This window comes from Nocardia miyunensis NBRC 108239 (genome assembly GCF_001613065.1).
Lineage (GTDB): Bacteria > Actinomycetota > Actinomycetes > Mycobacteriales > Mycobacteriaceae > Nocardia > Nocardia miyunensis.
This window is the reverse complement of record NZ_BDBQ01000001.1, coordinates 160,518-172,315: the sequence shown is the minus strand read 5'-3', so window position 1 is coordinate 172,315 and position 11,798 is coordinate 160,518. Positions and strand designations below refer to the sequence as shown.

Sequence of the window (11,798 nt, the reverse complement as noted above, 5' to 3'; positions counted from 1 at the left end):
TGATAACTCAGCCCCAGGTCAGCGTTTTGAGCTGGGTGAATTCCTCGATGCCGTGATGGCCCCATTCGCGGCCGACGCCGCTTTGCTTGAATCCTCCGAAAACACCGGTGATTCCCACGCCGGTCGGCTCCTCCGCAGACCAGCCCGGCCCCGCGCCGCCGATCCGCTCGTAATTGCTCACCGCGGTGTCTACAGTTTGAACTTGCACGTTGCCGGCGCGTATCTGGCGGGCAACGTTGAATCCACGGGCGGTGTTGCCGGTGACCACTCCGCCGCCGAGGCCGTAGATCGAATCGTTGGCGATGGCGATCGCCTCCTCCTCGGTGTGGTAGGTGATGACTGTGAGCACCGGACCGAAGATCTCCTCCTGGGCGATGCGCATATCGTTGCGGGCGTTGATGAACAACGTCGGCTCGTAGAAGAACCCCTTCGCCAGATGCGCGGGCCGTTTGCCGCCGAAGACCAGCTCGGCGCCCTCGGCGATCCCGGCTCGGACATAATCCTCCACGCGCAGCCGCTGTTGCTCGCGAATGAGCGGCCCGATCAGCGAGTCGGGCTCTCTGGGATCGCCGACTTTCAGCCACGTCAGCGACTTCCTCGCTCCCTCGACATAGGCGTCGAGCAGGTGGGCGGGCAGCAGCAGCCGGGTGTTCAACGCGCAGCCCTGCCCCGCGTGGATCATCGAGGTCAGCATCCCCATGTCGGCGACGTGCTCTTCCGGCACATCGTCCAGAACGATCGAGGCACTTTTGCCGCCGAGCTCCAGTTGCAGCCGCTTGACCGTCGGAGCGGCGGCGGCCATGATCGCGCGTCCCGTGGGCGTCGACCCGGTGAATGTCACCATGTCGACCATCGGGTGACTGGTCATCTCGGCCCCGATCTCCGCGCCGCCGCTGATGACATTGAGGACACCGGCGGGCAGCTCGGCGTCCTGGGCCGCCTTCGCGATCTCGTACGCATCGAGCGGGGTCCACTGATGGGGTTTGAGCACCACCGTGCAGCCGGCGGCAAGGGCGGGCAGCACCTTCACGATATTGAGGAAGAACGGGAAGTTGAATGGCGTGATCGCCGCGACCACGCCCACCGGCTCGCGCACGACCGCATACCCGGCCATCCCGGTCGGGCCGCCGACCGGCGGGGAGGTCTCCGTCCATTGCACCGCACGTTCCATCGCCTCACCGATCCACTGGGCGATGTTGATCGTGCCGCGAACCTGGATCATATCGGCGAGGAACCCGACCGAACCCGACTCGGCCACCACGAGCTCCTTCAGCGCATCATGACGCTCATCGAGGATCGCTGCGAAGCGGCGAAGTACTGCGGCTCGTTCGCGCACCGAGGTGCGCGGCCACGGCCCGCTGTCGAAGGCCCGCCGAGCGGCTTGGATCGCGGCGTCGGCGGCCTTGAGCCCGGCGTCGGGGACGGTTCCGATGATGCCCTCCGTCGCGGGATCGATGACTTCGATGACTCCCTCCGCCCCCTCGGACGTCCATGTCCCGTCGATGAACATGCTGTCGTAGCTCCACTGGTTTCCCACTGCGCCGATACCTCCGTGATGCGCGGGGCCGCAGAGCTCCCGGCTGGTAGCTGGAGCTTGCTATTGCGGCCGACCGTAGCGTCCTATGTCGAACTCTGGTGAGTTCTATCAACATTTTGCGTGATGCGGGATATCTTTGTATTGGAATGCACTTCTCTTTTTTTGGATGGAGACTCCATGACTGTTCGATCTATCGGGCGCATCGACGGACGCGTGCGCCGGCGGCAGCTGGCGGCCGCCCCACAATGGACACTTCAGCGGCATCGGTTGGTCGTGGTCGCCCCGAAAGTGGTCGAGGTCGTGCGGTATGTGGGAGCCTGGCTCTTCGACCAGGCGATGGCAGGGTGGGATACCGCCGCGCTGGTCTCGGATCCCGCTGATTCCCGGCCGTTGCACATCCTCGGGGTCTGCGCTGTCGACGCTTGTGCGGCGATGGCCGCCTCCGTGCGTCGGCCGAGACCTCAGGCGCTGGCAGTCGCCGCAAGTCTCTATGCGATGGACCCGGAGATACGGCGGACGCTGAACGAAATCCTCGACGAGGGCGGTACCACCGTCATTCTGTGGGGTGACGGGTTCCCTGCCGAGGTCGATGGCCGGCTGGCATCGAGGCAATACCGCTCCAGCGCTGCTGCGCAGGCGTTCAAGGCCGAGGCGCTGGCGGCGGCAGCGGCTCCCGGCGATACGGCGGGAACCGTCGAGATATTCCGAACCAGCGAACTACGGATGCCGGAAGCGCCGAAAGCCTCATGACAGTACGGTTCGTATTCGGGCGCAGCGCCGCACGGCTTCGTAGTACGGTGCAGCACAGTATGATTCGATACCTCAGCCCGCGGGGGCAAGGGCTCACGGGGGCGCTGCGGTCGGTCGCGGGAACGATGAACAGGTCCTTACCGGAGGATCCGTTTCATCCCGACCTGCGCCTGGCCGCACTGCTGTTGCCACGACAGGCCGTCGCTCCGGCGACGGTGCGGCCGATCCGGCGCTCGATCGCGCTGACCGCTCGCCGCGATCGCGGTGATGTAGAGGTTGTGGACCTCGGGCCGGGCGTCCGGATCCGGGTGCATCGGCCCGCGAACCAGCGTGAGAAATCCCCGGCACTGCTGTGGATCCACGGCGGTGGATACGTGATCGGGCAGGCACAGCAGGACGATGCCTTGTGTGCGCGTTTCGCCGCGCGGCTCGGGATCGTCGTCGCGGCCGTGGACTATCCGCCTGGCTCCGGAGCATCCGTACCCAGCGGCGGTCGAGGACTGCTATAGCGCCCTGTGCCGGTTGGTGAGCCGAGTCGACGTCGACCCGGCGCGGGTCGCGATCGGCGGCGCCAGCGCGGGCGGCGGGCTGGCTGCGGCGCTGGCGCTGATGGCCCGCGATCGTGGCGTGGTGGCGCCGGTCCTGCAGTTACTCGTGTACCCGATGCTCGACGATCGGTCCGGCGTGAATGCTCATCCCGACGATCGGTTCTTCCGGTTGTGGAACCGGGCCGCCAACCGTTTCGGCTGGTCCGCTTATCTGGGCGACGCCGATCCGGCGCTGGCGGTCCCCGCTCGCCGCGCCGACCTGGCTGGTGTGGCCCCGGCCTGGATCGGAGTGGGAACCCTGGACCTGTTCCACGACGAAGATCTCGCCTACGCACTGCATCTCACTAACGCAGGCGTGGCATGCCAGACGGTCGTCGTGCCGGGCGCGTTCCACGGCTTCGACGAAATCCTGCCCGGCGCACCGATTTCGCGGTCGTTCTTCGACGACCAATGCGACAGCCTGCGTGCCGCCTACGGCGAATGAGTCAGAGGCTGGACCTGATGATCCGGCTATCGATCGGCCCCTCTCGGCCCGGATCCACCGAGGCGGATCGTGAGTGGTCCGCACACCTGCTGCGCGCGGACCATCCGGTTGTGGGGAGTCACGGCATAGGCCATCGCGTCGGCTCCAGACAGCAACGGGGCATGAGAAGCCGACGCGGGCGTATTGCTCGACCAGACGCGGTGGGCGCGATGGCTACCGGTTGTCCAGCGATGACCAGAATTTCTCCAGTAGGGCTGCGGCCTTGTCCGACGCTTGGTAAGCCCAGAAGTGGCCCGCGCCTTCGAATCGTTCGAACCGTGCGCCGAGGATCGTGGCGACCTCGCGGACCAGGCGCTCCTCGCTGAACGCGTCATCAACCGGGTCGATGATCAATCCGGGTGACATGGTCGGCGACAAGGGACCCCAATCGGCATACGGATTGGGGACAGCCGACCGGTAGAGACCAAGCATGCTCGCAGCCATCTGCTCGTCGGCAGCTTCCGCCATCCGACGAGCGCAATCACTCGGCACTCCCATGGATTCGAAGACCGCCACACGATCGGTCGCCGACGTCGCCAGATAGGCGGCCATCAACTCCTCCCCTTCTCCAGGTGTCTGCATCACCCGGGCGAAGTCGTGCCAGACGAAGTCCGGATGGACAGAGTTGCCCACATCCGCTACCCACGACCGCAGCCGATCACCGTACGCAGTGGCGACCCGGTATGTCAGTTGCGCCCCCCAGTCGTGGCCAACGAGATCGACACGCTCACCTGCGGCGACACGGTCGATCTCCGCAACAAGCCACAACACGTAGTCATCCTTCGTCCCACCGAAACCCGCCGGTCGCGAGCACGCGAAACCGGGAAGAGCGACAGCGACCGACGGGCGTGCGATCTTCGCGCGGATCTCGTCCCATATGGCGGCGGTCTCGGGCACACCATGCACAAATACGATCATCGACCTGTTTTCCTAATCATTTGGTAGGACCGCCGCTCCGGCTGATCGGCCGTAGCGGAGGATGATCGACCGTTGCGCTGCTGGGGGATTTCGCACGTGAATGTCTCCTGATACGACTGGCGTGCAGAGCGGGCTCCCCGCGCACGAAGGTGGTCCGGGGAAACCCTCCACGTCCACCTGAAATGGACATCTGTCCGCTCATGTGGACGGACACAAGTATAGTATGCCGCCTTGCGCATTTCGGATAGGTCGATGTGCAAGATCCGAAAGTCTTCTTCTCATTGGACGTGAGCGGCAATCGTGTACTCGACCGTCAGCTGTAGTGTTCGGTCAGTGCACCGCTGAACAACGGGCCGCACACGGTCGACACGCCCGTTCCGGCTCCGATGAAGCCGACGGAGACCGGAATCCACGAGCGCGACATGAGGTCGCGGATCAGGATGTGCCACGACGCCGACATGCCCAGCGCTGCCGCCTCGCATCCCGGCGCAGCAGAAACAGCGGCCGCGAGTTGGTAGGCGGCGCCGCGTCTTCGGTCACTCGGACTCCCTTCGGAGGGCTCGGTCATGACCCGCATCACATGGACACTTGTCTGGACGGTACTGCAAGAGTTACTTTTGGACAATGGACTACTCGGATTACGTGTGTTCGATTCACTGGCATAGATCACTCTCATGCTCTTATGGGTACAGGAGCACTTGCAGAAAATGTAAGTCTTCTTCTAAATCTGAGGGGCGGTCGCCCTCGCAGATTGTCGCCTGTGAGGAAGACGTCGCATGAGCGGCGCACTAGCCGGAACGTTGCTGCTCGATCCGGAGGTGATCGATGACCCCTATCCCTTCTACGGCAGGCTTCGCGCCGAAGCTCCGGTGTGGGAGGTTCCCGGCACCGGAGTGTTCGCGGTGAGCACATATGAGCTGTTGGCCGAAGCGGCCGGTCGGGTCGGGGACTTCTCGTCGAACCTGCGCTGTCTGCTCTACCGCGACGACACCGGTCTGCCTCGCAGCCTGTCATTCGGGGACATCGGAGTAGGGATGCTCGCGACAGCCGATCCGCCCCTGCACACTGTGCACCGCAAGACGGTATTCCCCGAGTTGGTCTCCAGACGCATGAACGAACTGGAACCCGACATTCTCGATATCGCCGATCAACTCGTGACCAGGGCGCTGGACAGCGAGACCGTCGAGTTCATGTCCGAGATCGGCAATGTCGTCCCGATCACCATGATCAGCCGATTGATCGGCTTCCATGACAGCGATCCGGATCAGCTGTTGTGCGCGGCGTTCGACTCCACGTCGATGCTGGGTTGCACGCTGTCCTACGACGAGTTGATGCAGCTTATTGCGCGTACGGGCGAGATTCAGACGTGGCTCGCCGCTCAGCTCGACACGGCCGTGAAGACGCCCGGCGAGAATCTTCTCGGCGCGGTCGCCCGCGGTGTGACCGGGGGAGTGTTCGGCAACTTCGAGGCCACGGGCATGCTGCACACCCTGTTGAGCGCCGGCGGCGAGTCCACCACGAGCCTGCTCGGCAACGCGGTGCGCATCCTGGCCGAGCATCCCGATCTTCAGGAAGATCTGCGCCGGAACCCGAACCGTATTCCGGCGTTCGTGGAGGAGGTGCTGCGTCTCGAGTCGCCGTTCCGATATCACATGCGTTCCCTCATCGCCGATACCACGCTGGGCGGCGTCGACATCCCCGCCGGTGCCAACGTCCTGCTGTTGTGGGGCGCCGGCAACCGTGACCCGGCCAAGTTCGAGCACCCCGACGAGTTCGATCTCGATCGGCACACGGCGCGCCTGCATTTGGGGTTCGGACGCGGCATTCATCATTGCGTCGGGGCTCCGCTGGCCCGCATCGAGGCGCGCAGCGTGCTCACCGTTCTCCTCGAGCGCACCTGCAGGATCACCCTCGATCCGGATCACGCGCCCAGGTGGGTCAACAGCCTTATGGTGCGCCGCCACGAGGAACTCCCGGTGCGGTTGGTCGCGCGCAGGAGGAGCGCGTGAGTCGACTCGGCGGGAAGGTCGCGCTCGTCACCGGCGGTGCCGCGGGCATCGGCCGCGCCATCGTCGAGCGTTTCGTCGCGGAGGGCGCCTCCGTGGTGGTCGGCGACATCGACGAGGACGGGCTCGCATCGCTGGCCAGCGAGCGTGTCGCGGTGTCCCGATGCGACGTCACGAGCGAGGCCGACCAGGCAGCGCTGGTGCGGCTGGCCGGTGACCGCTTCGGCGGGCTGGACATCGGCGTGGCCAACGCGGGCGTCGGGTGGGCGACCAAGGTACTCGACCACGAACTGTCGGACTGGCAACGCGTCATCGACATCTCCCTCACGGGCGTGTTCCTGACCTACAAGCACGCGGGCCGCGCTATCACGGTGCGTGGCGGCGGGTCGCTGGTCGCCATGGCCAGCCTGAATGCCGTGCAGGCTGGGCGCGGCATGGCGGCGTACTGCGCGGCGAAGGGCGGAGTGAAGATGCTGACCGAGGTGACCGCGCTCGAACTCGGCGAGGCGGGTGTCCGTGTCAACGCCATCGCCCCGGGACTGGTCAGAACCACCTTGACCGATCCCATGTGGCTGATGCCGGGGCTCGTCGACCAGCACCTCGACAACGCGCCGCTCGGGCGATGGTCCGAGCCCAGCGAGATCGCGGGCGTGGTCGCCTTCCTCGTGTCCGATGACGCGTCGTTCATCACCGGCACGCTGCAACTGATCGACGGCGGCTGCCATCTCAACCGTTACCCCAACCTTTTCGCCTCGATTCCGGGCGCGGCCGGTGAACCCAAGGAGCACACGACATGACAACCAACGGCGGCGAACTCGTCGCACGCACTCTCGCCGCCGCGGGCGTGCGCCACGCCTTCGGGATTCACGGCGGCCACTTGGACGCGATGCTGGTCGAGATGGTCCGGTTGGGAATCACGCTGGTAGACACCCGGCACGAGGCGGCCGCAGGCAACGCCGCCGAGGGCTATGCCAGGGTGACCGGCGGGCTCGGCGTGGCATTCGCCACCGCGGGCCCCGGTTTCACCAACATTCTCGCCGCCATCGCCAATGCGCACGCTGACCGCATTCCGCTGCTGGTGCTGACGAGCTCGCCGCCGTTGCGGGAGTCCGAGCTCAATGTCCTGCAGGGCGCCATCGACCAGATAGCGGCCGCCACGCCGATTACCCGCTTCGCCCACCGTGTCACGACGGCGTCACGGGTACCGGATCTGGTGGCTCTGGCCATCCGCCACGCGACGTGCGGGGTGCCCGGCCCGGTGGTGCTCGAGCTTCCCATCGACATCATGTTCCGGCCGGTCGCGGACGAGGCGGTGAGCGTGGCATCCTTACATACGCCCGAGCCGCCGAGTCCTTCTGTGCATGCCATCGACCGCACCGTCGAATTGCTGGCCGCCGCACAGCGCCCGGTCATCGTGCTCGGCGGCGGCGCAGCGTCGTCACCGGGGATGACCGAGGAGCTGACGAGATTCCTCGACCGGACATCGATCCCGGTCATCGCGGCGTCCTGGTCGCCGGGCACGCTGCCCCCGGAGCACCCGTGCCTGCTCGGCGGTCCCGGTGAGCTGATCGCGTTGCCGCTGCTGGTCGAGGCACCCGACCTGGTGCTGGTGATCGGCAAGCGACGGGGCGTGGAGATGGGAGGCCGGACGACGTCGTCCATTCCCGCGTCGGCCACCGTCGTGCAGGTCGACGTCGACGGCATCGAGCCGGGCCGCGTCGGATCGGTCGATCTGGCGGTCCGTTCGGACGCCACGGAGTTCGTCCGGCGGCTGTCCGCCGCGAAGATCGCGGGCGACTGGTCCGAGTGGAACATGCGCGCCAAAGCCGCGCGGGGAGCGCACGAGCTGGTGTACGCCGATGCCGAGCCGATCACCGTCTCCGGACGCATACACCCGTGGATCGCGGCGCGCGAAGTCACCGGCGCCCTGGACGTGGAGAGCGTCGGCATCTTCGACGGCGGCGAGGTGGCCTGCTGGGTATCGATGTTCGCCACCGGCCACCGGGCCGGCTCGTGGTTCGGTCTGGGCGCGATGGGCGGCCTCGGGGTCGGGCCCGGCATGGCGATCGGCGCCGCCACTGCTCGCCCCGGCGCCCGCGTCGTGCTCATGAGCGGCGACGGCGCCATCGGCTTCCACATCCAGGAGCTCGACACGATGGTGCGGCACCATCTACCGATCACCGTGGTCGTGTTCAACAACATGGGCTGGGGCATGTCGCTGCACGGGCAGCAATCGCTCTATGGCGAAGCGACCCGCGTGCTCGTCGACCTGCCCGATACCCGCTACGACCGGATCGCCGAGTCGTTCGGCCTCTACGGCGAGCGGATCGACAAGCCCGAGGAGATCGGCGCCGCCCTGCGACGCGCCCGGGCCACGGGCGGACCCGCGTTGCTCGACCTGGCCATCGCGCCCGAGATCGTTCACCCGGTAATGCAGCAAATGCTGCAGCAGGTGCCCGAGGGCCACACCCAGGTTCCCTACTACGAGACGATCCCGCCGGGGGAGGCGTGACTCGATGACCGCCACCGCCGAACGAGCAGGGGAGCCGATCCGATGAAAGCGGCCGTCGTTGATGACGCGCATAACCTCCAGATCGTCGAAACACCCGATCCCGCTGTGGGATCCGACGATCTGGTGCTCCAGGTGACCGCGTGTGGCATCTGCGGCAGCGATCTGAAGGCCGTGCACAGCCTGCCCGGCGGGACGATCATGGGCCATGAGTTCTGCGGCGAGGTTGCGGCCGTCGGCCGCAACCTCGCCGGGGAGTGGCGGGAGGGGCAGCGCGCGACAGCACTCCCGGTGATCGGGTGCGGCCGATGCGCGGCATGCCTGACCGGCGACGTGGCGCGGTGCGACACAGTCGATCTCATCGGCGTCGGCGGGAGTGCAGGCGCCTTCGCCCAGTACGTCCGGGTCAGCGGCCGGGAGGCATTCCACGTGCCGGACCTGCCGGCCGATGACGCCGCCGCACTCGTCGAGCCGTTGGCGGTCGGCCTGCACGCCGTCAATATCGCCCGGCTCGAACCCGGCGCGCGCGTGGCGGTGATCGGCGCGGGGCCGGTGGGCCTGGCCGTTGTGTCGTGGGCCCGGCTGCTCGGCGCGGGGGAGATCGTGGTGTCCGATCTTGCGTCGCCGCGCCGCGAGGCCGCGGGCGCGTTCGGCGCCACCGACGCGATCGATCCCACATCGCAATTGCTGCCCGGTACTTTCGATGTCGTCTTCGAGTGCGTCGGCATCCCCGGCATGATCGACGTGTGCGTGGCCGCCGCCCGAACCCACGGCACGGTCGTCGTTACCGGCGTGTGCATGGAACCCGACCCGTTCATGCCCCTTGTCGCGCTGCTCAAGGAGTTGACGATGCGTTTCGTAGCGTTCTACCACCGTCGCGAGTTCGCCCATGCCCTGGATGCGCTGGCGCGCGGGCAGATCGATCCGGCGCCGTTCATCACCGACCGGGTCACGCTCGACGGGATCGGCGACGCCTTCGCAGCGCTGTCAGCCAACTCTGGTCAGCGCAAAGTCTTGGTTCGCCCCTGAACGGATCGCCTCGTTCGCAGGTGGTCAGGCCACATTCTCGGTCAGCGCCCCGGCGACGATGCGCAGGGCCTCGCGAATAGCCCCGTCGGCGGGCTGGCCTGCCACCTCGGATTCGTTCCAGGCCCAGTACTCCACCCCGGCGGTCAGCGCGGCGTTGAGCACCGATCCCTGGACCACCATCGGCAGGCTCTCGGGGTCCTGACCGGTACGGGCGGCGAGGATCTGAATGAGTTCTCGCGTCGCCTCGTCGTTTCCCCGCAGCCAGACCGCGCGCAGTCCCGGCTCGGTCCGCGTCAGACGGATCAGTCCCCGCAGCGATTCTTGTCCATCGGGGACGGAGAAGATGCGGGTCGCGCCCGTGTGCAGAGCCTCCAGTAATGGCCGGTCGTTGGGCCACTCGCGCAGGCGAGTGACCAGTTCCTCGATGCCGGCGGTGAGTAGTGGCTGGACGCACTGTTCTTTGGTCGGGAAGTAGCGCCACAGGCTCCGGGTGGACATGCCGGCAGCGTCGGCGATCTCGTCGGCGGAAGTCGCCGCGACGCCCTTGCGCGAGAACAGGCGCACCGCCTCGTAGGCGATCTCCAACTGGGTCGCGCGTCGACGGCGTTCGCTGAGCCGTGGGCGACCGGGCCCCGGACGGTGTCCGCGAACGGATGTCGCGGGCGCGGTGTCGCCATCGTCCATGTCTGCGTGCCCAGCTGTCGTCACATACCCATCGTCCATGTCTGGTGCCTCGCTGTCGTCGACATCTCCAGTTTACCTTTTATGACTCTATGCGACATTATTGTCACTGGACGCCATAAATGGTACTGTTCTATCCGTCGGGGCAGACCGCCCCACCGCACGGAAGGAGCTGACATGCGTGCACTCCGGCTCCATGGCGCCAGGGATCTGCGCCTGGAGGAGGTTCCCGAGCCCGAACTGCGCCCGGGCGCCGTCGAGATCAAGGTCGAGTGGGCCGGAATCTGTGGCACCGACCTGCACAACTACACCCATCCGATGGTCCCGGACGACTACATCCACCCGCTGTTCGGCGAGCACGGCCCGCATGTGCAGGGCCACGAATTCTCCGGCCGAATCACCGCTGTCGCGGACGACGTCCGCAATCTGCCGGTGGGCGCGCTGGTCGCGGTGGAGCCGTTGATGTCCGACGGGACCTGTCCCGCCTGTCTGCGCGGCGAGTACAACCTCTGCGAGAATTTCGGATTCGTCGGCATCATGGGTGGTGGCGGCGGGATGTCCGAATACGTTGTCGTTCCCGGTCATCGGGTCCATCTGATGCCCGAGGGGATCTCTGCCGAGGCTGCCGCGCTCATCGAGCCGCTGTCCGTCGCCTGGCACGCTGTGCGCCGCTCAGGCCTCCGGCCCGGCGACGCTGCTGTTGTCATCGGCGCCGGCCCGATCGGCCTCGGCCTGTTGATGGCTGCCAAAGCGCAGGGCGCGGGCTTCGTCGCCGTCAGTGAGGTCAGCGCCGCTCGAAAACGCCTCGCGGCGGAATTCGGGGCGGACGCGGTCTTCGACCCGACCCGCGACGATGTGGTGGCCCAGGTGCGCGAGGCCGTCCCCGGGGGCGTTCGCGCCTCCTTCGAGGCATCCGGCGCAGGCGATCCGGCCGTCCAGGCGCTGCTGGGTGTCCTGGCTAAAGGGGGAACCGCGATCACCGTGGCATCCGGGCGTCCGCTCGAGTTCGACCCGAACGCCTTGATGACCACCGAGATCAACTACACCGGCAGTTTCGGATACAACGCCCCGGACTTCCCCGGCGTCATCGAGGCCATCCGTGACGGCCGCATCCGGCCCGATGCCATGGTTACCAGCCGCGTCTCCCTCGAGGATGCGCAGCAGCAGGGGTACGAGGAACTGCTCAACCATGGTGACGCCCACGTCAAGATCCTCGTGCACCCCTGACGCGGCGCTACCGGGTGGCGCGGTTCAGTGAGCCTCCCCCGGGTGAACGCCGTTAATTAATTGCGGCGAT

Annotated in this window: 10 protein-coding genes and 1 pseudogene; 7 read left to right on the top strand and 4 right to left on the bottom strand. The window is 66.7% G+C overall.

From position 1 onward, the window contains the following. Positions 1 to 7: 7 nt before the first annotated feature. Complete coding sequence (locus tag NM2_RS00750; protein WP_084530344.1) at positions 8 to 1,537, bottom strand: aldehyde dehydrogenase family protein; 1,530 nt, start codon at positions 1,535 to 1,537, stop codon at positions 8 to 10. 177 nt (positions 1,538 to 1,714) lie between these two features. On the opposite strand from NM2_RS00750, the gene NM2_RS00745 reads away from it, so the two are divergent. Together NM2_RS00745 and NM2_RS00740 are read left to right on the top strand one after the other, a co-directional pair. Further along, on the top strand, positions 1,715 to 2,287 hold the full coding sequence (locus NM2_RS00745; RefSeq protein WP_245717767.1) for a hypothetical protein: 573 nt from the start codon (positions 1,715 to 1,717) through the stop codon (positions 2,285 to 2,287). A gap of 125 nt (positions 2,288 to 2,412) precedes the next feature. Continuing rightward, positions 2,413 to 3,319: pseudogene (locus tag NM2_RS00740) on the top strand (alpha/beta hydrolase). A gap of 213 nt (positions 3,320 to 3,532) precedes the next feature. Here the strand turns inward: NM2_RS00740 and NM2_RS00735 are convergent. Next, positions 3,533 to 4,276, bottom strand: a complete 744-nt coding sequence (locus NM2_RS00735) for an alpha/beta fold hydrolase (RefSeq protein ID WP_067662360.1) — start codon at positions 4,274 to 4,276, stop codon at positions 3,533 to 3,535. A gap of 313 nt (positions 4,277 to 4,589) precedes the next feature. Continuing rightward, the gene (locus NM2_RS48620) at positions 4,590 to 4,844 is read right to left on the bottom strand and encodes a hypothetical protein (protein ID WP_157120820.1); all 255 of its coding nucleotides are present in this window, start codon (positions 4,842 to 4,844) and stop codon (positions 4,590 to 4,592) included. A 208-nt stretch (positions 4,845 to 5,052) separates the two neighbouring features. Here NM2_RS48620 and NM2_RS00730 point away from each other — a divergent pair, with 208 nt between their 5' ends. Genes NM2_RS00730 through NM2_RS00715 form a run of 4 tightly spaced genes read left to right on the top strand, consistent with a single transcriptional unit; the run spans position 5,053 to position 9,820 of the window. Continuing rightward, on the top strand, positions 5,053 to 6,285 hold the full coding sequence (locus tag NM2_RS00730) for a cytochrome P450 (RefSeq protein WP_067662357.1): 1,233 nt from the start codon (positions 5,053 to 5,055) through the stop codon (positions 6,283 to 6,285). Continuing rightward, positions 6,282 to 7,079, top strand: a complete 798-nt coding sequence (locus NM2_RS00725; protein ID WP_067662354.1) for an SDR family NAD(P)-dependent oxidoreductase — start codon at positions 6,282 to 6,284, stop codon at positions 7,077 to 7,079. The genes NM2_RS00730 and NM2_RS00725 overlap by 4 nt, the downstream gene beginning before the upstream one ends. Beyond that, a complete protein-coding gene (locus NM2_RS00720; protein ID WP_067662351.1) occupies positions 7,076 to 8,794 on the top strand; it encodes a thiamine pyrophosphate-binding protein in 1,719 nt (572 codons plus the stop codon). Before NM2_RS00725 ends, NM2_RS00720 begins: the two co-directional genes overlap by 4 nt. Before the next feature lie 42 nt (positions 8,795 to 8,836). Further along, positions 8,837 to 9,820 carry a zinc-binding dehydrogenase gene (locus tag NM2_RS00715; RefSeq protein ID WP_067662348.1) on the top strand — a complete coding sequence of 328 codons (984 nt, stop codon included), beginning with the start codon at positions 8,837 to 8,839 and terminating at the stop codon, positions 9,818 to 9,820. Between the two features lie 24 nt (positions 9,821 to 9,844). Here the strand turns inward: NM2_RS00715 and NM2_RS00710 are convergent, their stop codons facing one another. Next, positions 9,845 to 10,528, bottom strand: coding sequence for a TetR/AcrR family transcriptional regulator (locus NM2_RS00710; protein ID WP_218025817.1), 684 nt, complete (start codon positions 10,526 to 10,528; stop codon positions 9,845 to 9,847). Positions 10,529 to 10,678: 150 nt separating this feature from the next. On the opposite strand from NM2_RS00710, the gene NM2_RS00705 reads away from it, so the two are divergent. Then, complete coding sequence (locus NM2_RS00705; RefSeq protein ID WP_067662345.1) at positions 10,679 to 11,728, top strand: 2,3-butanediol dehydrogenase; 1,050 nt, start codon at positions 10,679 to 10,681, stop codon at positions 11,726 to 11,728. The last annotated feature ends 70 nt before the right edge of the window (positions 11,729 to 11,798 follow it).